The organism is Gammaproteobacteria bacterium CG11_big_fil_rev_8_21_14_0_20_46_22, from assembly GCA_002796245.1.
Taxonomy (GTDB): Bacteria; Pseudomonadota; Gammaproteobacteria; order UBA12402; family UBA12402; genus 1-14-0-20-46-22.
In genome coordinates this window covers 13,090-35,789 of record PCWT01000064.1, presented here as the reverse complement: position 1 = coordinate 35,789, position 22,700 = coordinate 13,090, and the positions used below count along the sequence as shown (strand labels likewise).

Here is a 22,700-nt window from a genome sequence, read left to right as displayed (position 1 = left end):
AGCCGGTCACTGACCGGCTTTTTTTATCAATCTCTTTTTTATTTTATACCGTCTTACGTAGCCTGGCCGCTAGATTTACGTGTCCTCATTTCAAGGCTGTGTGAGGCAGGAAGCCGAACCCAGAGCCCCCAGGGATGGGTTTATGGCGTCCTTGAAATGAGGACACGCAACACTCAAGGCCAGGCGGGTTTTGTGTTCCCAGGTTATCAGAGAAACACATGACCGATGATGAATGAGCTTGCAACACAGTATGAGGTGGGCTATAGCTACGACTCAAGGACTACGTGTCGAACACGGACACTTAATTGGGATAAAATCTTCAACAAATCCGCATCCCAAGCCTTCACCAAAGCCGGATTGGTTTTATCCGACAAGGGCGTGATTGCCGTGAAGACATGATTTAATTTCAATAAATGATTTTGACCATAATACAACTTAACACGCAAAGACAACACTGCTTTTGGATGGGTACGATCACGATAATCGGCATACAAATCCAAAATGCGCGCTTGCAGGGTATAGTCAGGGTTTAACACCTGCGTGCCCGATGTGCTGACATTCTCAAACAAACCTTGACCAGCAAAATAACGCGAGAACAAGTCCGTCATTTGCTCACCCGGATTCACCATGAACACATGAAAATAATCGCTAAGATATTGCGACTGACTCACACGGTAAATAAAAGAGTTCATATTATACGGTGCGGCCGCTGATATTTCTGACACAGAGAGTGTCGCTTTCGTGAGTGTTTTCTCAGGGGTTTGACGGGCAGGCACAGCGAGCATGTAGGTTTTTTGCGGCGCCAAATTATCGCCAAAATTCACACAAGCCGAAAGTAATACGCTTGCCAACAAAACCGGTAGCATTAACCATCGCATCATAAATCCCTCGGGTTAACTTGCTGAGGCTTACTAAACAACAAACTTGACGGGCTGCTACGAAGCCTAGACGTAATCGCTTGTGTATTATTCACCGTGGCGACCACACCATCTTGCGTGCGATCCAACAGGTTATCGACTTTTGTGACCAAGGTATTACTTCGCGTCACCAAGTCCTGCATATTCGTGAATAAACGCTGGAAATCCACCTTGCTCAAACCGTTTAAAATATCCTGCACACTGTCACCCACGCGCGTCAACGTACTGGTTTCAGAGGGAATGTACAAATAACGTGGCTTCCATAAAATCGGCAGCATCGGCGCTTGACCGGGATCTGCGAAATTAAGCTCAACGTACGCGCCCCCCGTTAAGGCTTTCAAACTCATCTTAACGCGCAAGCCCTCATCCACATCTTCACGCAAGGTATCAGCCAACTCTTTCGTCGTTAACCCCGGCATAAAATGCGGATCCAAAGAAAGTAGAACATAAATATAACGGCCGAACTTCGAATTCATTTCATTTTCAGGCAAATTGTACTCAGCCGAAACGAGTTTAATTTTCTTCACTTCACCAATATCAATACCGCGATACTTGACAACAGAACCCGGCGAAAGCCCTTGCACTGATTCATTGAAATACGTTTCCACATAAAGGCGTGAAGAAAATAAATTACCTGCCGTAAAAGCAAAAATGGCGATAACGATCAACGCGATGGCAATGACGACAAACACCCCTATGCGAAAATAATCTGTTTCTCGTCGGCTATCCATTCACACTGGCCTTATCTGACTCGCGATGAAAAAATTGTCGCACAAAAGGTTGTTCACAATGATCTCGCAGATCCCGCGGATCGCCCTCGGCCACAATTTTTCCATCTTGCAACATAATGACCCTATCTGCAATAGCAAAGATACTCGGCAATTCATGCGAAACCACCACAAAAGTGACACCCAAAGTTTTTGAAAGCTCTAGAATCAGCTCATCAAGCTTAGCCGAGGTAATGGGGTCCAAACCAGCAGACGGCTCATCCAGAAACAACATGGGCGGATCCAGCGCCATCGCACGTGCAATGGCCGCACGCTTTTGCATCCCACCACTGATTTCAGCCGGCACATAATGCAAAAAATCCCCAAGCCCCACTTGACGCAGCTTGTGGGCCGCCATTTCATCCATCACTTTGCGTGGCAGCTCGGTTTTTTCCTCTAGCGGTAAACGCACATTTTCAAGCAAGGTCATTGAGCCAAATAATGCGCCCGATTGAAACATCACACCAAAACTTTCAATCGCCTTATCCATATTCTCTAAGCTGTCAGTCGTAATATCATGGCCATTAATGATAATCTGTCCACCTTGCGGCTCACGCAAACCCACTAAGTGACGCAATAAAGTCGATTTACCACAACCAGAACCACCGAGGATGACAAACACCTCGCCAGGCCTTACATCGAAGGAAATACGGTCCAGAACACGCTTTTCGCCAAAGCTAACGACCAAATCGTTCACTGTAATCATCGTCTTGCTCATAAACTCAAACAGTAAAATAAAACCGCAAACAAACCATCGACCACAATCAATGTGACGATAGTCCCCACCACCGCACGCGTGGTGGACTGACCCACTGCGCTTGCACCATTGCCGGTTTTCAAGCCATTGGCACAGCCGATCGCTGCAACCAAGATGCCAAACACAACCGCCTTGAACAAACCACCCCAAAAATCACCCATGGTTACTGCGCCTTCAAGCTGGCGCAAGAAAATCTCCCAAGGCACTTCTGTTGCCCGCATAAACACCGCACAACCTAGCAAACCAAAAAAACTCATAAAGATACTGAGCAAAGGCAGCATCAATGTCACTGCAATAACGCGCGGTATGACCAAAAAGCGCACAGAAGATAAGCCCATGGTCGACAGCGCATCCAACTCTTGGTTAACCTTCATCGTGCCAATTTCAGCCGCAAACGAAGAGGCCGTGCGCCCCGCTAAAATAATCGCTGTGAACAAGGCCGAGAGCTCACGCACCAAGCTAATGCCCACAAGGTTTACGACAAAAATCGTCGCACCAAATTTTTGCAACTGAACACTGGCTTGAAACGATAAAATTAAACCAATAATAAAACCGAGCAAAGCAATGATCGGCAAGGCATTCGGCCCCGTATCTTCCATGACACGAAACACATCACGCCAACGTAAAAGCTTCGGACGCCTAATCGCCTGCCAAAGAAAATGACAAACTGCGCCCGTGTAAATTAAATTCTGGCAAACCTGATCCACAATAAACAAAGTTGCGCGACCCATATCACTTGGAATACTGGCAAATATTTTTTTCTTTTCCAGGGTCTCGGCTTTTTTTACCTCGGGTTCAACGCGCTTTAAGCCATCGAGTAAGGCCTGATCTGCACCCTGAATAACTGGCTTTGGCGCCGAAAAAAAACTGGGGATAGAGTCAATGAGAATAAGGCCCGCAAGGTCGTAATGAGACACCGCGGACACATCAATGGAAAGCTGGGCCGGGTGAGGCATTTTGGCATGAGCAAGCAACTCAGCCCACAAAGCCGGCACCGTCGCCTTAGTCATCTCACCTGCCAATACAACAGAGAGCTCAGCACTGGTTTGTTGAAACTCGATGGTCCCTGTCATTGAACACGATCCTTTTAGATGACTCATTGTAGCGGCAATAAAAAAGGCTTTCTAGCGTCGCGACTTAAAAAAAGCCTGAAGCAGTGATGAGGCTGACTCTGCCAACACACCTGACTCAATACTCAAACGATGATTCAAGGCTTCATTGCTGGCAAGCTGAAACACGCTGCCGCAAGCACCCGTACGCGGATCGCTAGCCGCAAACACCAGCCGTTTAACCCGAGCATGCACCAAAGCCATGGCGCACATTGCACAAGGTTCTAGGGTTACATACAAGGTGGTGTCCAGCAGGCGATAATTACCCAAGGCTTTAGCAGCTTGGCGCAAAACCTGAATCTCGGCATGGGCTGTGGGGTCACATTCGCTAATCGGCTGATTATGGGCTTTGGCGATGATATGACCCTCTTTCACCAGCACCGCGCCGACCGGCACTTCACCGGCGAGTTCAGCCAAGCGCGCTTGCGCCAAGGCTTCGTGCATAAATTCTTCGTCACGCGGTTTCATTTATTCCCACTCAATCGTACCCGGTGGCTTGCCCGTAATATCATACACTACGCGAGAAACATGCTTTAATTCATTGCAGATGCGGCTGGAGACTTTCGCTAAAAAACTGTGCGGCAATTCTGCCCAAGTGGCTGTCATGAAATCCACTGTTTCCACCGCACGCAGAGCAATCACGTACTCATACGCGCGCGCATCACCCTTTACCGCCACACTCTTCACCGGTAAAAATACCGCGAACGCCTGGCTAACAGCGTCATATAAATTGTGCTCACGCAGTGCTTCAATAAAAATATGATCTGCCTTTTGCAAAATCTCGACAGACTCAGGCTTCACCTCACCCAAGACACGCACCGTTAACCCCGGCCCCGGGAAAGGGTGGCGATACAACATGGCGTGCGGCAAGCCCAGCTTCACACCGAGTTTGCGCACTTCGTCTTTAAACAAATCACGCAATGGCTCAATCAGTTTTAAATGCATGTCTTCGGGCAAACCGCCCACATTATGATGTGATTTAATCACGTGCGCCGCTTGGGTACTGTTGCCCGCCGACTCAATCACATCCGGGTAAATCGTACCCTGCGCCAGCCATTTTATCCCTTTAAGCTTGCTCGCCTCTTCTTCAAAAATCCGAATAAACAATTTACCGCACACTTTGCGCTTCTCTTCAGGATCGCTGACGCCTTTTAAAGCCTCAAAAAAACGCTCGCGCGCATCAACTTTGATGACACGAATATGTTGATGTTCAGAAAACGTTGCCATCACCTGCTCGGCTTCTTGATAACGCAAAAGCCCCGTGTCGACAAACACACAGACCAACTGTTCACCAATGGCTTGATGCAAGAGCATGGCAACCACCGATGAATCCACGCCGCCAGATAATGCGAGCAACACCTGATCGCGCCCGACCTTTTCGCGCACCAGCGCAATTTGCGTATCAATAATATTGTCCAGCGTCCAGTTTGCACCTGCACCACAAAGCTCTTGTACAAAAGCAGACAAAAAAGCTTGGCCATCGGGTGTGTGCGTGACTTCGGGGTGAAATTGCACGCCGTAAAGTTTGCGCGACTCATCGGCCATCGCAACAATCGGCACGTCAGCGGTTTTTGCCGTCACCGAAAAACCTGGCGGCACCTCTATTACTTGATCGCCATGACTCATCCAAACATTCAAATTTTTAAGCGCACCAAACAAAGGACTCGCCGCCATGGGCTGAATCTCAGCATGACCAAACTCACTAACCGCAGCGCTTTGAACCTTGCCGCCCAATTGCTCCGCCATGGTTTGCATACCGTAGCAAATACCAAGCACCGGCACGCCTAAATCAAACACCCATTGCGGTGAGCGTGGCGTATGATCCAGCGTCACGCTTTCTGGCCCACCGGATAAAATAATACCTTTAGGGGATAACGCCCGTATCACAGCCTCATCGACATCATAACGATACAGCTCGCAATACACACCAAGCTCTCTCACACGCCTGGCAATGAGCTGTGTGTACTGTGAACCAAAATCTAAAACAATGATCGTATCGTGTTGCACGTTTATTCCACCCAATAGTTCGGCGCTTGTTTGGTGATCGTAATATCATGCACATGACTTTCGCGCATGCCGGCTGCAGAGATACGCACAAACTCCGCATTGTTTTGGAGCACAGGAATACTTTCACACCCCAAATACCCCATGCACGATCGCAAACCACCCATCAGTTGAGACACCACACCCAACATACTGCCCTTATACGGCACGCGACCCTCAATGCCTTCTGGCACTAACTTATCTTCGGCCACATTCGATTGAAAATAACGATCACTAGAGCCTTGCGTCATCGCCCCCAAAGAGCCCATGCCGCGATACGTTTTGTAGGATCGGCCTTGATACAAAATCGTCTCGCCTGGCGCTTCATCTGTGCCAGCAAACAAGCTGCCCACCATCACCGTGTTCGCACCAGCGGCAATCGCTTTACAAATATCGCCTGAAAAACGAATACCGCCATCGGCAATCAAAGGCACACCACTGCCTTTTAAAGCTTTCGCCACACTGGAAATAGCCGTGATTTGTGGCACGCCCACCCCCGTGACAATGCGCGTGGTGCAAATAGAGCCAGGACCGATGCCAACCTTCACCGCATCCACACCCGCTTTGAGCAACGCTTTAGCGGCATCAGCAGTCGCAATATTGCCACCGATAAGCTGCACATTCGGAAAATGTTTTTTCACCCAAGCCACTTGGTCAATTACACCGGCTGAATGACCGTGCGCCGTGTCGATCACAATCACATCCACATCCGCTGCGATTAAAGCTTCTACTCGCGCCTTTTCTTTATCCGACACCCCCACGGCCGCACCCACCAATAAGCGCCCGCGATTATCTTTTGCCGCTTGCGGCTTTTCTTTAGCCTTTAGAATATCGGTAACGGTGTACATGCCACGCAGTTTAAAGGCTTCGTTCACCACTAGAATTTTTTCAATACGATGCTCATGCATCAAGGCGATGACCTCTTCACTGCTCGCTCCTTCGCGCACCGTGACGAGCTGCTCTTTACGCGTCATGATATTTTTTACAGGCTGCTCGAAGTTGGTTTCAAAGCGCATATCACGACTGGTGACGATACCAATCAGATCATTATCGCCATCAACCACCGGCACACCAGAAAAATTATTCTTTTGCGTGAGCGCCATGAGATCCCCCACACGGCAATCAGGGCCCACCGTGATCGGATCATTGATCACGCCATTTTCAAAGCGCTTCACCCGTCGAACCTCATCGGCTTGCGCCTCTAGGCTCATGTTTTTATGGATCACACTCAAACCACCTTCCTGCGCCAAGGCCACGGCCAAACGCGCCTCGGACACGGTATCCATAGCCGCAGACAACAAAGGAATATTGAGGCGCAGACCGCGCGTAAGCTGGGTGCCGAGCTTGGCATCCTTGGGTAACACATGAGATTCGCGGGGCAACAAGAGCACGTCATCAAAGGTCAGGGCATCGGTCGAAAGGCGGATCATGGTCTGATCTCCTGCTAATGAAATTAGCAATGCATGCTAGCAAAAAGCGCCTGAGTTGAACAGCGCTTTTATGCAGTTAAGCCCAAAGCAACCCACAAAGAAGACATACCACACCAGAACAAAAAATCGGGGCTAGATCATTTAAACGACGTTTCGTTAAGCAGTAAGGCTTCGTTGTCATACAACAAGCTTAGAATCTCGGTTTTCTTGTGCACACCGAGCTTGGATTTGATTTTTTCGAAATAGACTTCAATGGTGCGATACGACAAATTCAAAACTTGCGCGGTTTCCTTGGCGCTCATGCCCTTGACCAAACATCGCACACAGTCTTGTTCTCTAGGGGTTAAACGTTTTAACAGGATTTCTCGAGCATCGACCACAGGCGCTGCACCAGCCTGAGCAAACTGAGGTAAGTCTTGCTTGGCACCAAAGCTTTGAGCAATTTGGGCCACCATATCAAAAAAGTCTGAAGCCCTGTAATCCAGGGGGTTCAAAGAAATACCCAGCACACCGACACACTCTGCGGCCAAGTTTTGAACAGGCAGCTTCAAGGACAACATATTCACCGCATGCCCCAGAGCATCCACCACAGGCTCAATACGAAACAAAGCCTCACCTCGATCCATAACCTCATGATCATTGGCGATCAAGGTATCAAAACTCGCACCCCAGCAAAGCTCACGATCCGTTTTATCTAATAGATCAGAGACAGAACTTAAGCCCGCCAAGCGTGAAATACAGTGATTACCCGCGAGATAACGGCCCGTACCGTCCTTCGCATACACCGTGACAGGAAAAGCATTAATGCGCTCATAACGCTCATCACCTGCCGCAAACTGTAATACCGATTCTAACTTTACCATGAAGGCCACCGCTACGGAGTACAGTAGTATAAAGCAGCCCGAGCGATCTGCAAACTTAACTTCATTTATTCTTTGGCAGCTCTAGAGAAAGGTATCGAAACAAGAACAGCAATGAAAGGACCAAACAGACATAGGCAAACCAATCGCCGGCATCAGCATAAACACTCTTACCCCGCCCCAGGCGTACATACACCCTAAGCAAGGTCGACTCTTTTTGGCGAACTTTTTCAAGACTTAAGATACGCCCTCGATCATCAGATACCGTCACCAAGCCGCCTTGCGCCACGCGCACGACAGCAAAATCATTCTCAACACCTCGAAAAATATCGCCGCCGGTCTCAATATACGCGTCGTGAAGATTGCTATCTCGCCCCAAGACAAACATCAGCCCCACACCCGAACGACTGTAGCGACGAGCCACGTCTTGAAAATCCATGTCGGAACACAAGGCCACGCCCCAAAGCCCAGAGGGCTTATTTAAAACCAGCAAACGGTTGCCCTCGTGGTAACGTGATAAGGCTTTAGGCAAATACGCATTCTTATCATAAACGCCCGCCAGCTGACCCTGCGCGTTAATAAACCAAACTTCTTTGCGCATCTTGCGAGCTCGGTAGTGACGGTCCACCCCCAGAATTAAATTCGTTTTATAGCGCTTAGCAATGGCCGAAAAGCCTGCCAAACCTTCAACCCAATTATGGTCATTGAGCGTTAAAGTTTGCTCAGGCATGACCGCCACCTGAACAGGATCTCGATTAAGCCTTTTCACTAATTCACCATAACGCTGAATTTTTTGCGCCACGGGTAAATTACGCTGATCATGTGGCAACACAATCAAGCCGACATGCACATGATCTTGCAACTGAGGTTGACTGATGCGCGCCATGCCAAAGACTAAGGAGGACAAAACCACCAATAAAGGCAACAACCAACACAAAAAGCGCCCTCCGGGCTTATTCATCATAAAAATAGAAAAAACTATCGCATTAGAGAGCAACACCACCATGAAGCTCACGCCCCAAATACCCGTTAAATACGCAATTTGCAGCATGGGCAGAAAACCAATTTGGGTATAAGCCAAATCGCCCAAGGTACCCAAACCTGTCAGGCGGGCCTGCATAAATTCACAAGACACCCAAACCAAAGGCAGGATAAAGACCATCCACCAGCGTGCATAGTTTCGGCAAATCCAGCAAGTCAACATCAGAAAGAAGGCGAATGCCGCGGAGGATAAGAGCGTTATCCAAAGCAGATGGCTTTGTAACAAATTTTGATAAAACAGAATATAACTTGCACTGCCAAGGCTGAATGAGAGAAAGAGCACCAGCCAAGCTTCCCAAAAACGGCCATAGTAAGCAAACAGCAAAAGCGGCGCAGGCGCAAGCCAGGCAGTATACCAAAGCGTGGTGACATCGGTCGCAACATTCAATAGCAAAGCGGAGGTGGCGATCGCAACAACCGCCAACAATAAACGCTGCCAAAAAAACAAACCCTTCACTCAATGTCTCTTATGAAGTCAGGCTCCTGTATACCACAAACACCAAACCCGATTCAAACAGATAAAGCTTATAGGCTCTCGTCAGGACGCAAGGTCAGTACCTCAACACCATTGTCCGTTACCAGCAAGGTGTGCTCCCATTGCGCAGAAAGACTGCGATCTTTTGTGACCGCCGTCCAACCATCACGCAACACTTTAACCTGTCGCTTACCAACATTGATCATGGGCTCGATGGTGAATGTCAACCCGGGTTCCAATATCGTTTCTGGAATATGTGGCGCATCGTAATGCAGCACGTTAAACCCATCTTCATGAAACTGCGAACCAATACCGTGGCCACAGAACTCTTGCACTGAGCTCATATTGTATTGCTTAGCATGGGCCTGAATCGCCGCACCAATTGCTTTTAGACTGCCACCAGGCTTAACCCTCTCAATCCCAAGGTACAAACACTCCTGAGCAACTTTCACAACACGCTTTGCCGCAACAGAGACTTTATCGCCAACCAGAAACATCTTGCTGGTGTCACCGTGATACCCATCTTTTATCACCGTCACATCAATATTAATGATGTCACCATTTTTAAGCGGTTTGTCATTAGGAATACCATGACACACCACATGGTTAATCGAGGTGCAAATTGATTTAGGAAAACCATGATAATTCAAAGGAGCAGGAATCGCCTGCTGCTCGTTGACAATATAATCGTGACATAAGCGATCCAAAGTTTCTGTGGTTACCCCAGGCTGCACGTGCGGTCCAATCATCATGAGCACATCAGCCGCTAAGCGACCAGCGATACGCATTTTCTCGATTTCATCAGGCTTTTTCAGGTTTTGGCTAATATCGTTAGTTCGCATAGTTCTCTCAAGCATCGAAAGGTGCAGTGTATCACGACAGCACTAAGCTGTTGAGGGATCTCGCAGCAATTTTTGCAAAAAGGGAATCAACAAAGCAGACGCCAAAGCCATCACGATGATCACACTACCGTAAATCAAAAAAGCCTGGTTGTAGAGATCATTGGTAATAGAAGGCGTGGTAATATGCGCCGGCATGCGAATCAAGCCCGAACAAACCACGGCCGTGCTTGAGGCCACACCCGTTAAAAACAGCCAAATACCCATCAACAAACCCTCAAGACGAATCGGCACCAGCTCACCAATCATGGCGAAGCTTGTCGGCACAACAAAAAGCTCGGCCAAGGTTTGCAGAAAATATGAACCAACAACCCACCAAGGGCTCACGAGGCCCGTTTTAACATTGGCCAGCTGTATACCCACAACCAAAACGAAGTACGACAAAGCCATCAAAAAACAGGCCAGAGTAAACTTTAACGGCAAAGACTGACGAAAGTTCCTCCGAAGCCTCGGCAAGTAAAATAAAACCAACAACATGCCAAGAATCACCACGAAAAATGGATTTAAAGCAAGAAAACTTGTGGTATGCACCCTCATACCGAAAATAACATGGTTCACATTTCGCACGGTAAACAACACCAAGACCGAAGGAATCAGCATATAAAAGACAAGAAACACAAAAGAAATTAATAAGAGCAGTACAAACGCATAAAGGCGCTTGCGATACATCTCACCCTCAAGTCTTGCAAGGTGCAGTACAAATAGAACAGCCGCCACACCCAAGGCCATTAAAAAAAAGTGTGTTAAGACAGCAAAATGCAGCATCAACGCCAAAACCGGCAAAGAAATCAAAAGCCAGCACATGCCGGTCAAGCGCGAGCGCTTAATCGCTTCTGGGCGCTGCTTCGCAAAGCGAGGAGCAAAACCCGCACCATTGAACAAGCGGTGCTGCAATAAAAATACAAACAGCGCGACCAACATAAATAAGGCGCCAAGAAAAAAGGCATAGCCATAACCCAACTGATGGCTAATTGCGCCTGATGAAGCCTCAGCCAAAAAAGCGCCGACATTAATCCCCACATAAATCAGCATAAACCCTGACAAACGACGCGGGTCATTTTGCGGGTACAAACGACCCAATAAAACAAATAAAGAAGGAATCAACATCCCTTCGGCGCACACTAGAAACGACAAACCCCAATAAAGCGCCAAGTGGTGTGGCAGCAACAAAATAACCAGTGCAACGGCGGCGACAAACAAACCGACACCGGTGGAAAAACGGTAACCTAAGAAACGACCGGCCAAGTAACCGCCAAAAATACTGGTTGCAAAGTTTAAAGCATTAAATGCGCCGGTCAGCTCAAAGGCCTGATGATCACCAAAGCCAAAAACCCGCACCGCAAGCAAGAGAAGCAAGGCATATACATACGCGTAGCCCATCACAGAAAATAGTTGAACGACAAACATGGTCAACACGCCACGAGGCTGCTGCGCAAACTGCTCTTTGACGCCGAGAGATTGACTGTCTAATTCACTCATTTATCAAACCACAAAAGAAAAAGGCCGAAAAGAATCACTTCGGCCTTTACACATAACACAAGCAGTTACTTTTGCTGATCATGGTGTTGATCATCATGATGTTCACCCTGATGGTCTTGTTGTTGATGACCCGCCGCCAGGTGATCTTTTGACTCATTCTGAGCCTGATGCTGATGCGTTTTCTCCACCTTTGGCTTGTCGTGAGTCGCAGCAGCAGGCTTCGCTTTATGGGCAGGCTTGTCTGAAGCAGCCGGCGTTTTCTTCTGCTGATAAATACGCCACAAGTAAATGATTTCACACACTAGACCCACTAAGAAGATTAGGCCTTTGTCGGTGAGCAAACCGATAACAGCGATCGCAATAAATAAAACGTGAAACCAAGGATGTTGCTTTTTCATGAGACTCCCCTCCATTGACTCATTAAAAAAATCTATTATCAGCATGATTAGCGCCAATGTACAGCCCTTTTTCAGGCTTGAAATGCGTTTATTTTTTGAACAAAAAATCCAGGGGCGCCCGATAACACACCAGCCGACTCACCCAAGCGCCAAGCACACGTCGACGAAAAGCTCACCTCAAACACCCACTCCCGCACAAAAGGAAAAAGCACGCCCAGGCTTTTTAAGAGCGCTTTGCAAAAAATTGGCCGCACAAACACCCCGGGCTCTCGGCAAGCCTGAAGGCTCACCTTCAACGACAACCAAGGACTCAACCGCCAAGAACCGAGCAAAAAATCTGGAAACTGCCAGGCCGAGCCTGAGTGATCGTATGACACTAAATGAAAAGACGACACGCTCGCAAAACGGGCAGAGAAAAGCTCAGACAAGCGCTGCGCCAGCGTCTCACGACTGCAATTTTTCACCACCGAAAGCTTTCGCTCAAATTGCGCAAGCGCAAAGAGTGACTCATCCGATACCATACCTTGCCAAATACACTGTTCGCTCGAGACCAAAACATCATAATCCAGACTGGCCTCCAAACATTGACGAGAAAGTTTACGATAGCTTCGAATCAACACTCGACGGTGTTTATCAAAGGTGATCGAATGAATGTCACAAACAGCCTCATGCGCATCGACAAAACACACATCAATCTCATAGCCCATATAACGCAGGCGCCGGTATAAAGCCGTCAAAGATAGGCTTGGTACATGCGCCAAACAATAGCACTCAAATGCTGACATCAGCTAACCACTCCCGAAGCTGACTTTTTCCCAAGTAATGCAACTCAAAACACAGAACTGGCATAGCTAAAACACTTGAGAACAGAAACTCCCGTAAAAACAAAGCCAGCCTGTAAACAAAATCCTCACCCAGCACACGCTCATTAACCACCAAACGTGCGCGAAACCCTGCAACACAAAAAGACAAGGAAGCCGCATCTACGCGGTGATGCTCAGGTGACATCAGAAAAGACACGACACCCTCATCGAGGGCGCAGCACTTATTCCCCGGTAAAAAACAGCGTAACAGAGCAAGCAGACGTTCGCGGTGTTCACCGTATGAAAATAAAATCGACCAGCCTGCCAGTGCATACCACAATGAAAATCTCAGCCTGTCTGCGAGCCACATACGCTGCAAAGGGCGGAATACTTCGCAAGTCGTGAAGATTGTTTGACTCGGTTTGTGTTGAACCCGAAAAGAACGCTGAGGATTAAACAAGACATTAGGCTGTGTGACGAGCGCCTTCATTTGTACCCGGCCTGAAAAGCTCTCAAATGACTCCAGCCGCAGCTCACTGCACCAAGCCACTTCAGACACAGAAGTATCGTGATGCAAGATCCAAACAGGCTGATCACCCACCGATATGTTCGGCGCACAAAATGGGGAAATGTTCGAGATAACCTGCCCTTGCTCATCAGAAAAACAAACATCCCATACATCAAGCACCGACAGACGAGAAGCACCGGGTTCATCTAAAAAACGCAAAGGAAAGCAGACATCACCCGAATCGGCCTCAGCCATTTCGGGCACTTTGATAAAATGATTGGCAACAGCAAAAGCGTTAAACAGAAAATCTTTCACTGATAAACTCAAAAGTAGCTCAGGCAAAGGCTCGGAAAACCGCACCGACACACTAAACGCCTCACCTGGTGAAACCATGATAGGATTAAGCGTGAGCGTCAAACACAGGTCTTTTTCAGGGAATAGAAACAGCTCTCGAAGCCAGACCCAGGGACTGGCCAAACAGACTGAGCTTGGCAACAAGCGCCCACCCGATAAACTGCTTCTTAGGGTGCAATCAATGAGCTGACCCGCCTCATCAGAGTCACTGTCAGCACGACGATGCAGCAAAGCATCAAGGCAGGGGTAAGCTAGCTCAGGGCTTGCTCGGATCATCATATCAAACGCCGTCAAGCAAGTCTCAGAATGCGCTGTTGATCGACAATGAAAGCGTAGAGATTGCGGCAATACCTCAAGCTCAAGCAATTCAATTGGCTGACAACTGACAGGATACAAGGCTCGAAAAATGGCACCCCCCACTTCAAAGTGATCCTCACAATTAATCGCCATGGGTTCATCGATTGCTGAGGGTGCAAGCACCATCATCGCCGGCAATGGCACTGTGTGCTGACGCAGTATCACATCATAATAACGATCATAAGGCCCGGTTTTCATGATCCACCACCCACTCAACATTCATTTTCACGCCATCACTTAACACTAACTTAACGACAAGCCTAAACCCGTCAGCCTGTTCATGCACAGACACCTCGGCGTGACGCAAAGGCCATCGTGATTCACTGCTGCACTCATCCTGGCAATACGCCATCAGCCAATAGGATAAGTCCTGCGTTAACGTTTGAGCCGACACCGAAACACCCACTTTATTTCGCAGCATGATTTTTAATGCGTGAACAAACAAAAGACCAGTCAACCAACTTGATAGCGAATAACTTAAGCCTTCAGACAAATAAAGTCCTGAGGCTTGATCACACAAAAGCTCACCTGAGATATAACGAAAACAACATTGATTCAAAACACCCCGCTCACACGACAGGCTATAGCGCGACGGCGTAAAATAACCCTGGCTGCCCACACGCTGATACAAACATGAGAGCAACGCAGGCCACGCACTGATCCAGGTATAACCATGCTCAGGCTTTTCATAATGAGAATAAAACGATCTTGCGATCACCTCAGACTGCAAACCACATACGCTGTCTTCACGCACATCAGACATCGGCAGACACAGTAAAAAATGAGATTCACGAGACAGCGAGATTAATGGGGCAAGCATACTGCGATCACGCATTGATTTTATTAAGGCAGACTGTACAATGAGACACATCAAACCTACCGCTCCTGCTCGCTGATACGCACCACTGACCAACACGCGCTTTAAATGACGACCATCACACAGCAAACGCTCAAACTCAAACACAGGCACATTGAACACTCGACAACGCGACACGCCGTCTTCAATGAATTCACACTGCCTTAATGCATGCCAAGCCTGAGACAATGCCTCGAACTGTTTATCAGATAACACCCTGCGAACACTCTCTCGCAAGACACCATCCACACGCCAATACAAGGCGTGCAAAGCTTCATAAACCATGGGGAAATATCAAAAAAGAATAGAACACCGATATTAACCCCACTCAAAAAACTTTCAAGGAGACTTTTTTATGCCTTATTACTTGATCACACCTTTTACACAAGGCGATGTTCAGCAACGCGACATTCATGGCGGTATTTACTTACATGATTTTGAATGTTCAGCGCAACGACACACTTATTCACTCGATAAGCCCGCCCTCAACTCACTAAAACCTAAAGCGGATTTTCAAACACTGCGTTTTAGCAAACCCTTAGATAAAACCAGCAGCGTCTTGTTTCAACAGTGCACACAAGGGGAAATGGTCAATTCGATAAAAATCGCCACACTGCACTCACAAGAATCAATCAGAGCCATTCATGAAATGACATTTCACAATGTGTTGTTTTGCGAATACTCTGTTTCCGGCAAGCACGGGCACTTGCCTTGCGAAACGATTTGCGCGTGGTTTGATACCTTAGAACTATGCATAAGGCCGATGGACGAAAATCTTAAGCAGCAACAAGCGCATCAGGCTAAGTATCATCGCAGCTAATCACAAGCCTTTTTGTGCCATTATTTCCACCAACGCTTCGCTGCAACTCGCTCGCTGCTTTGGGCGAGGGTTTTTCTTCTGCAGGGCCTCTGGAGGCATGGATGCCGAAAGGGAGCGGCCATGGATGGCGAAAAGCGTCCCTGCAGAAGAGAAACGGGAGACCAAAAAAAAGCGAGCGCAGGAACACAAGAGAACAAGAAGGCAGAAGACGGCCCCTGGGATACGATGCGCAGGCAACAGCAATGAGAGTATTAAACGCTTAGAGAAGCGCCTAGGATTTCAACTCACGCCGCAAGATTTTGCCGACATTGGATTTGGGCAGCTCATCCATAAATTTAAAACGCCGCGGCACTTTATACGACACCAAGTTATCGCGACAAAACGCATTAAGCTCGGTTTTCGTTAAGCTTTTATCCGCAGCGACAACGTAGGCCATCACCGACTCACCCGTGATGCGATTAGGCACGCCGACCACACCCACTTCCAAGACTTTGGGGTGCGAAGCAATCACCGCTTCCACTTCATTCGGGTAAACATTAAACCCCGCGACGGTGATCATGTCTTTTTTGCGATCAACGATATAAATAAAACCGTTTTCATCAAGCTTAGCCATATCACCGGTACGCAACCAGCCATTCGACCAAAAAACATTCGCAGTTTCCGCTTCTTGCTGCCAATAACCCTGCATCACTTGCGGGCCCTTCACACACAACTCACCCACTTCACCCGCCGGCAATGTCTCACCGGTATCATTGAATATTGCCACATCCGTGCAGGGCACAGGCAAACCAATACTGCCCGTAAAGCCTTGCCCATCAAGCAGGCCGATGGAAACAATCGGCGAGGTTTCCGTTAAACCATAACCTTCAATAATATGATTACCTGTCACAGCATGCCAACGCTTAGCTACGGGTGCTTGCAGCGCCATGCCGCCTGCAATCACAAGCTTTAAAGAGGAATGATCAAGTTTGGCAAAGTCTTCATTGTTCGCCAGCGCATTAAACAAAGTGTTTACACCCATCAAAGCTTTCACCCGATGCGTTTTAAATAAATCCACAAGCTTGGGTAAATCGCGAGGATTGGTCACCAAGACATTGTGCACACCCGCATGCAAGTAGACCCAGCAACTCGCAACCAAAGAAAACACATGATAAAGCGGCAAAGGGGTTATCGCGACATCGCCCTGCCCGCTAATCGTCGAGTGAATCCAGGTGTACGCCTGAATCACATTCGCGACCAAATTACCGTGTGAAAGCATCGCACCTTTTGCAACACCGGTAGTCCCGCCTGTGTATTGCAAGAAAGCCAAACTGTTTTGATTAAGCTTGGCAAGCTTAAACGCTGCGCGCTGTTTGCGACCACGCGCTAAGGCTTGGCGAAATTTAATGGTGGAGCGAATGCAAAAATGGGGCACCATGCGCTTGATATATTTAAGCACCGCATTGACCAACCAAGCTTTATGCACAGGAAAAGCATCACCCAGCTCACTAATAATGATATGCTCGATATGAATTTGCGGTAGCGCGTCAGCCAGGGTATTCGCCACATTGGCCAAGACAATAATGGCCTTTGGTTTCGCATCGTTCATTTGATGCACCAACTCTCGCACAGTGTAGAGAGGGTTCACGTTAACCACAACCAAGCCTGCTTTGAATGCTGCAATCATCGCAATCACCGCTTGCATGCAATTTGGCAACATTAAGGCAATACGATCACCGGACTTAAGGCCCAATGTGCAGGAAAAATAGGCCGCCAATGCGGTGGAGCGTTCATCAAGCTCAAGGAACGTTAAAGTATGACCGAGACTCTCAAGAGCAATAGCCGAGCCATGCCGCGCGACCGCATCCTTGAATAAATCCGCAAGCGATGAAAAGCAGGCAGTATCCACAACGCTAGGTATGTCTTTCGGATAATGAGCAAGCCAAGGCCTTGTCATGCCGATGTAGTCTCTTCTCGAAGTGCGCGACGCAAAATTTTACCCACATTACTCTTAGGCAACTCCGTGCGAAACTCATAAATTTTCGGCACCTTGTACGGCGTTAAATGATGACGACAAAAGCTGATCAACTCATTCGAGGTTAGTTTTTGATGCGGCTTTAACACCACAAAGGCTTTTACGGCTTCACTCGTCACCGGGTGTGGCACACCAATGACCGCAACTTCCTGCACCTTAGGATGCTCAGCAATCACGGCTTCCACTTCATTCGGGTACACATTAAAACCGGACACAACCACCATGTCTTTTTTACGATCCACGATATACGCGAAGCCTTTTTCATCGATCTTAGCCACATCACCTGTGCGCAGCCAACCGTCCTCAGACAACACTTTTTTGGTTTCTTCAGGCATATTCCAATAGCCTTTCATGACTTGCGGGCCACGAATACATAGCTCACCCGGCTCACCTGGTGGCAACTCACGCCCCTCTTCGTCGATGACCTTAATTTCAGTCGAGGGAATCGGCAAGCCAATACTGCCGTTATAGGCGCGACAATACACCGGGTTAATTAAAGCTGCCGGGGAGGTTTCAGTGAGACCGTAAGCTTCCAAGATATGCACACCGGTGACTTTCTGCCAAGCGTCAGCCACCGCGTGCTGAACCGCCATGCCACCACCCATCGCAAAATGCAGCTGACTAAAATCCAGCTGTTTAAATTCCTCATTGTGCACCAAGGCATTAAATAAGGTATTCACCGCCGTGATCGCCGTGAACTTATAGCGCCTCATTTCTTTCACAAAACCTTTGATGTCGCGCGGGTTGGTGATGAGCACATTCAGGGCACCAAAACGCATAAACGTGAGCGCATTGGCCAGCAAAGAGAAGATGTGATACAGCGGCAAGGCTGTGATCAAAATCTCTTTACCCGGCTTTAAGAAATGTCCACTCCAGGTTGCTGCTTGCGTGAGATTATTCACCATATTGCTGTGTGTCAGCATCGCACCCTTGGCCACACCTGTCGTGCCGCCGGTATACTGTAAAAATGCGAGATCATCACCCGTTAGCTCAACACAGTGAAAGCTTTTCACCGCATGACGCTTCATCGCATGACGGTAGTCGACGCTGCCAGGCAAGCTGTACTTTGGCACCATGCGTTTTACGTGGCGGGCAACAAAATTAAACACCGAGCGCTTAAGGCAAGGAAATTCATCGCCCACAGCGGTGACAATAAAATGCTTCACCGTTTTTAAATGAGGCTTGGCCTCTTCTATCGTGTGTGCGAAATTTTCCAAGACCAACAAAGCCGTAGCACCCGCATCGTTTAATTGATGCACGACCTCATGGGCTGTGTACATCGGGTTGACGTTCACAACCACAAGGCCAGCCTTGAAAGCACCGTATAAGGCCACAAGGTACTGGATCAAATTGGGCATCATAATCGCCAAGCGATCACCTTTTTGAAGCTTGAGCTCATCTTGGCAAAAGGCGGCAAAATGATCACTGCGACGATCAAGCTCAGCATACGTGAGCTCAACACCAAAATTACTCACCGCAGGCGATTTAGCATAACGCTTCACGCTTTGCTTAAACACATCAATCACAGAGACGTCCGGTGATACATTCACCGTCTCCGGCATGCCTTTCGGATAGCTTTTTAGCCAGATTTTTTCCATCACTTTAACCTTTATCTTGATCGTTTATTAGGACTGCGTCACAACGTAAAATGTTTTTACCGGAGTGTTATCGCCAACCTCCCACGCGCGGGCATACATCATACGAATTTTGAACACACGCGGCACCACAAAGGCACCCGGCTTGGCTTTAAACTGCCAAACATCATAACCACCCGCTCCAACATTTTTTGTGCTCGGCGCAAGGTACAGATGTTTTAAGACTTGGAAGTAGGCATGGGGGTATTTCACAAGATACCAAGAATAACCCGTTGTTGGATTGGCCGGTAAGTGCAGGGTCACCAACGGCTGAGTGCTTTTAATCATGGCGGGTTTTTGGGCATTGTTCGGCGTTGCCGTATCAGCCGATTGCGCAAAAGCCAAACTCGGCAACATCACGCCCCAAAAAATCACGACACGCTTCAATCGATTCACTCTACCCACCCTTTTTCTTCAGTTTCTTCAGCAGCGTATTCATCACGAAAGCATCAAGCTTGGCTGACACCTCAAGATACCAATGATGCTGATTGGCGAGCGGTCGGCACTTGACCGCATCTTTGCGCGTCATAATACCGTATGCACCTGGGGCCAAGTCAATGTCCTCGGGGGAAAATTTCGCATGATCTGGCAGAGTTTTGACCAAATCATACCCGATACCGACATTATCTAGCGTCTTTAGAAATTTTGCCGGGTGTGCAATCGCGGCGATAACCTGCCAACGATGCTCTCGGGCTTGCTCAAATGACAACACATCGGCTTGGCCATCCACACGCCTAAGCGCCACGGGCTCCAAGCTCAAGGAATGCGCCCCCGGATAGTCGCCGCCCAAAGACAGCACGGCGTCAGCTTGCCTCAAACGACTAGCTGTCTCACGCAAGGGGCCTGCCGGTAAGCACAAACCATTACCCAAGCCTCGAGCAGGATCAATCATCACAAACTCAACATCCCGCGCCAAACGGTAGTGCTGCAAACCATCATCACTGACAATCACATCACAACCCTGCTCACACAAAAGCCGAGCCGAGGCACAGCGATCGGGGCCGACAGCGATTGGCACGCCGCTGGCTTCAAACATTTCACGTGCCTCATCACCGACTTGCTGGGCTGTATCGTTTGCGCACATGATAAATGAATGCTTGATGGTCACGCCGTAGCCACGACTGATGATACCGGGTTTAAACCCTTGCTCGCGCAACGCTTGAGCAAGCGCAATCACCATCGGCGTTTTACCCGTACCACCGACGGTAATATTACCCACCACAATGACCGGCACACCCGGATGAAAAGCCAAACGCTTTAATAGAACACGGCGAAAAAACACAGCGCAAGAAAACACACAAGAAAACGGCCAGAGTAGATACGCGAGAAAGCCTGCACGGCCATACCAAAGACGATTCAGTGACTGCTCTAACAAACCGCGCAGCATCACTTAATCCTGAAACTGCATATCGTAAAGCTTGCGATAATAGCCGCCCTGGGCCAACAAGCTTTCATGGGTACCCTGCTCTTTGAGCTCACCCGCATCCAACACCATGATTTGATCGGCCTTTTCAATGGTTGATAAGCGGTGCGCCACAACGATCGTCGTGCGCCCCACCATTAAGCGATCCATAGCTTTTTGAATCAAGCGTTCGGATTCGTTATCCAACGCTGACGTGGCCTCATCTAGAATTAAAATAGGCGCGTCTTTTAAAATCGCACGCGCAATGGCCAGACGCTGACGCTGCCCACCAGACAACAATAAACCGTTTTCACCCACCAAAGTATGAATACCCTCTGGCAAAGGCTCGACAAATTCCCAAGCGTGCGCAAGCTTTAAAGCCTCAATCACTTCGGCCTCACTTTTTTCACGCATCACCCCGTAGGCCACATTGTGAAAAATGGTGTCGTTAAACAAGCCCACATGCTGTGACACCACCGCAATTTGTTCGCGCAAGACACTCAAGGTAAACGCTTTAACGCTTTGACCGTCGAGCTTAATATCTGAGGTATCAGCTAACTCATAAAAACGTGGCAAGAGTGAAACCAAGGTGGTTTTACCGCTGCCTGATCGTCCCACCAAAGCACAAGTTTTTCCGGCCTGAACAGAAAAGCGAATATTGCGCAAAACCACTTTCTCTGTTTTAGGATAAATAAAGGATTGAATATCAAACTCAATATTGCCTTGAATACGCGCAGGCGACAGCGTGCCTGTATCTTGCTCCGTTTCCAAGGCCAAGAAACGAAAAATACTTTGCGCGCCGGCAAAACCGGCTTGAAAAATATTATTCACATTCGTCAACTGCTTCAAAGGTTTTAACAGTGCGATCATCGCCGCGACTAAAGCCACAAAGGAGCCTGTACTGATCTGCGTACTCGCGTGAGACGTTGCTAAATAAATCACCAAGGCCAGCGCCAAAGAACCGAGCAGCTGCACGCCTGAGGTATTCACTACCTGCAAGACAGCAATTTTAAGCTCACGGCTACGATTTTTTTTCACGGCCTCATCAAAGCGATTGATCTCATAGGGCTCACCACCAAAGGTGCGCACTTCGCGATAACCGGTGATCGATTCTTCAGCAATATTGGTGACATGGCCCATACCTTTTTGCAAGCCGTGATTGTGTCTTCGCATGTGGCGATTACTGCTTTTGATCACCACCGCCATCAGCGGACCGATCACGCAAAAAATCAAGGTCAATTTCCAGCTCACCGAAAGCATCACCACCAAAAGACCCAACACCAAAAAAATGGCTTGAAACACTTGGATGATCGCCGTCGAAGTGATGCGTGCAACTTGATCCACGTTATATAACATCAAAGACAACAATTCGCCTGTACTGTTGTTATCATAATAATACGCAGGGATTTTTAAATAATGACGAAAAATGGTTTTGCGCATGTTCATGACCACACTGCGCGAGACCAAGGCCATGAAATAGGTACTGAAATAGTTAAATGTCGCCCGGCAAAACACCAGCGCAATAATAATCAAAGGCAGCCACAGCAAAAAATGCGCATCACGCGCCACAAAGCCCTTATTCACAATCGGCTTCAGCATGTAGGTCATGGTGGCATCCACACCGGAATACAGTGCATTGGCAATCACGCCCAAAAAGAAAATCAAAAAATAACCGCGTGCAAACGAAAGAATTCGCCCATAAAGTTTAAAACCCGCGGGCGGCAAAGTGGCATCGTGGCCTGTAGCGTGGTGTTTTTTCATGGCGGTAATGTATCAC

21 protein-coding genes are annotated in these 22,700 nt (G+C 48.3%); 1 reads left to right on the top strand and 20 read right to left on the bottom strand.

The annotated features are described in order from the left end of the window. Positions 1-266: 266 nt before the first annotated feature. The 15 genes from COV52_08910 to COV52_08840 all read right to left on the bottom strand — a co-directional run bounded on the left by COV52_08910 (position 267) and on the right by COV52_08840 (position 15,338). Positions 267-881 carry a hypothetical protein gene (locus COV52_08910; GenBank protein ID PIR10397.1) on the bottom strand — a complete coding sequence of 205 codons (615 nt, stop codon included), beginning with the start codon at positions 879-881 and terminating at the stop codon, positions 267-269. Then, complete coding sequence (locus COV52_08905; GenBank protein ID PIR10396.1) at positions 878-1,648, bottom strand: hypothetical protein; 771 nt, start codon at positions 1,646-1,648, stop codon at positions 878-880. Before COV52_08905 ends, COV52_08910 begins: the two co-directional genes overlap by 4 nt. Next, a complete protein-coding gene (locus COV52_08900; protein PIR10395.1) occupies positions 1,641-2,402 on the bottom strand; it encodes a polyamine ABC transporter ATP-binding protein in 762 nt (253 codons plus the stop codon). Before COV52_08900 ends, COV52_08905 begins: the two co-directional genes overlap by 8 nt. Further along, a complete protein-coding gene (locus tag COV52_08895; GenBank protein PIR10394.1) occupies positions 2,399-3,541 on the bottom strand; it encodes an ABC transporter permease in 1,143 nt (380 codons plus the stop codon). The genes COV52_08900 and COV52_08895 overlap by 4 nt, the downstream gene beginning before the upstream one ends. Positions 3,542-3,565: 24 nt before the next feature. After that, complete coding sequence (locus tag COV52_08890; protein PIR10393.1) at positions 3,566-4,018, bottom strand: tRNA adenosine(34) deaminase TadA; 453 nt, start codon at positions 4,016-4,018, stop codon at positions 3,566-3,568. Continuing rightward, positions 4,019-5,563: a glutamine-hydrolyzing GMP synthase gene (locus COV52_08885; GenBank protein ID PIR10453.1), complete on the bottom strand. Its 1,545-nt coding sequence runs from the start codon at positions 5,561-5,563 to the stop codon at positions 4,019-4,021. Then, positions 5,560-7,020, bottom strand: a complete 1,461-nt coding sequence (locus COV52_08880) for an IMP dehydrogenase (protein PIR10452.1) — start codon at positions 7,018-7,020, stop codon at positions 5,560-5,562. Before COV52_08880 ends, COV52_08885 begins: the two co-directional genes overlap by 4 nt. 140 nt (positions 7,021-7,160) lie before the next feature. Then, on the bottom strand, positions 7,161-7,886 hold the full coding sequence (locus tag COV52_08875; GenBank protein PIR10392.1) for a hypothetical protein: 726 nt from the start codon (positions 7,884-7,886) through the stop codon (positions 7,161-7,163). Positions 7,887-7,947: 61 nt separating this feature from the next. Then, positions 7,948-9,381: a hypothetical protein gene (locus COV52_08870; GenBank protein ID PIR10391.1), complete on the bottom strand. Its 1,434-nt coding sequence runs from the start codon at positions 9,379-9,381 to the stop codon at positions 7,948-7,950. A 68-nt stretch (positions 9,382-9,449) separates the two neighbouring features. Further along, positions 9,450-10,226 carry a type I methionyl aminopeptidase gene (map, locus tag COV52_08865; GenBank protein ID PIR10451.1) on the bottom strand — a complete coding sequence of 259 codons (777 nt, stop codon included), beginning with the start codon at positions 10,224-10,226 and terminating at the stop codon, positions 9,450-9,452. A 57-nt stretch (positions 10,227-10,283) separates the two neighbouring features. Next, complete coding sequence (locus COV52_08860; protein PIR10390.1) at positions 10,284-11,777, bottom strand: hypothetical protein; 1,494 nt, start codon at positions 11,775-11,777, stop codon at positions 10,284-10,286. A gap of 65 nt (positions 11,778-11,842) precedes the next feature. Further along, a complete protein-coding gene (locus tag COV52_08855) occupies positions 11,843-12,175 on the bottom strand; it encodes a hypothetical protein (protein PIR10389.1) in 333 nt (110 codons plus the stop codon). A gap of 71 nt (positions 12,176-12,246) precedes the next feature. After that, the gene (locus COV52_08850) at positions 12,247-12,960 is read right to left on the bottom strand and encodes a hypothetical protein (protein ID PIR10388.1); all 714 of its coding nucleotides are present in this window, start codon (positions 12,958-12,960) and stop codon (positions 12,247-12,249) included. Next, positions 12,947-14,395, bottom strand: a complete 1,449-nt coding sequence (locus tag COV52_08845; GenBank protein PIR10387.1) for a hypothetical protein — start codon at positions 14,393-14,395, stop codon at positions 12,947-12,949. Before COV52_08845 ends, COV52_08850 begins: the two co-directional genes overlap by 14 nt. After that, positions 14,376-15,338, bottom strand: coding sequence for a hypothetical protein (locus tag COV52_08840; protein PIR10386.1), 963 nt, complete (start codon positions 15,336-15,338; stop codon positions 14,376-14,378). The genes COV52_08845 and COV52_08840 overlap by 20 nt, the downstream gene beginning before the upstream one ends. A 70-nt stretch (positions 15,339-15,408) precedes the next feature. Here COV52_08840 and COV52_08835 point away from each other — a divergent pair, with 70 nt between their 5' ends. Further along, positions 15,409-15,873, top strand: a complete 465-nt coding sequence (locus COV52_08835) for a hypothetical protein (protein ID PIR10385.1) — start codon at positions 15,409-15,411, stop codon at positions 15,871-15,873. A 271-nt stretch (positions 15,874-16,144) separates the two neighbouring features. On the opposite strand, the gene COV52_08830 is transcribed toward COV52_08835, so the two are convergent. The 5 genes from COV52_08830 to msbA are packed head-to-tail and all read right to left on the bottom strand — an operon-like array spanning position 16,145 to position 22,684. Continuing rightward, complete coding sequence (locus COV52_08830) at positions 16,145-17,809, bottom strand: long-chain-fatty-acid--CoA ligase (GenBank protein PIR10384.1); 1,665 nt, start codon at positions 17,807-17,809, stop codon at positions 16,145-16,147. Continuing rightward, entirely contained in the window at positions 17,806-19,485 is a 1,680-nt protein-coding gene (locus COV52_08825; GenBank protein PIR10383.1) for a long-chain-fatty-acid--CoA ligase, read from the bottom strand. Before COV52_08825 ends, COV52_08830 begins: the two co-directional genes overlap by 4 nt. Positions 19,486-19,512: 27 nt before the next feature. Next, positions 19,513-19,917: a hypothetical protein gene (locus tag COV52_08820; protein PIR10382.1), complete on the bottom strand. Its 405-nt coding sequence runs from the start codon at positions 19,915-19,917 to the stop codon at positions 19,513-19,515. 1 nt (position 19,918) lies between these two features. Continuing rightward, positions 19,919-20,908, bottom strand: a complete 990-nt coding sequence (locus COV52_08815; protein ID PIR10381.1) for a tetraacyldisaccharide 4'-kinase — start codon at positions 20,906-20,908, stop codon at positions 19,919-19,921. 3 nt (positions 20,909-20,911) lie between these two features. After that, entirely contained in the window at positions 20,912-22,684 is a 1,773-nt protein-coding gene (gene msbA, locus COV52_08810; protein PIR10380.1) for a lipid A export permease/ATP-binding protein MsbA, read from the bottom strand. Positions 22,685-22,700 lie beyond the last annotated feature (16 nt).

Coding starts and splice junctions, on each gene's coding strand:
- COV52_08910 (PIR10397.1), bottom strand. CDS start 881: ATGATGCGATGGTTAATGCTACCGGTTTTGTTGGCAAGCGTATTACTT.
- COV52_08905 (PIR10396.1), bottom strand. CDS start 1,648: ATGGATAGCCGACGAGAAACAGATTATTTTCGCATAGGGGTGTTTGTC.
- COV52_08900 (PIR10395.1), bottom strand. CDS start 2,402: ATGAGCAAGACGATGATTACAGTGAACGATTTGGTCGTTAGCTTTGGC.
- COV52_08895 (PIR10394.1), bottom strand. CDS start 3,541: ATGAGTCATCTAAAAGGATCGTGTTCAATGACAGGGACCATCGAGTTT.
- COV52_08890 (PIR10393.1), bottom strand. CDS start 4,018: ATGAAACCGCGTGACGAAGAATTTATGCACGAAGCCTTGGCGCAAGCG.
- COV52_08875 (PIR10392.1), bottom strand. CDS start 7,886: ATGGTAAAGTTAGAATCGGTATTACAGTTTGCGGCAGGTGATGAGCGT.
- COV52_08860 (PIR10390.1), bottom strand. CDS start 11,777: ATGAGTGAATTAGACAGTCAATCTCTCGGCGTCAAAGAGCAGTTTGCG.
- COV52_08855 (PIR10389.1), bottom strand. CDS start 12,175: ATGAAAAAGCAACATCCTTGGTTTCACGTTTTATTTATTGCGATCGCT.
- COV52_08850 (PIR10388.1), bottom strand. CDS start 12,960: ATGTCAGCATTTGAGTGCTATTGTTTGGCGCATGTACCAAGCCTATCT.
- COV52_08845 (PIR10387.1), bottom strand. CDS start 14,395: ATGAAAACCGGGCCTTATGATCGTTATTATGATGTGATACTGCGTCAG.
- COV52_08840 (PIR10386.1), bottom strand. CDS start 15,338: ATGGTTTATGAAGCTTTGCACGCCTTGTATTGGCGTGTGGATGGTGTC.
- COV52_08835 (PIR10385.1), top strand. CDS start 15,409: ATGCCTTATTACTTGATCACACCTTTTACACAAGGCGATGTTCAGCAA.
- COV52_08830 (PIR10384.1), bottom strand. CDS start 17,809: ATGACAAGGCCTTGGCTTGCTCATTATCCGAAAGACATACCTAGCGTT.
- COV52_08825 (PIR10383.1), bottom strand. CDS start 19,485: ATGGAAAAAATCTGGCTAAAAAGCTATCCGAAAGGCATGCCGGAGACG.
- COV52_08815 (PIR10381.1), bottom strand. CDS start 20,908: ATGCTGCGCGGTTTGTTAGAGCAGTCACTGAATCGTCTTTGGTATGGC.
- msbA (PIR10380.1), bottom strand. CDS start 22,684: ATGAAAAAACACCACGCTACAGGCCACGATGCCACTTTGCCGCCCGCG.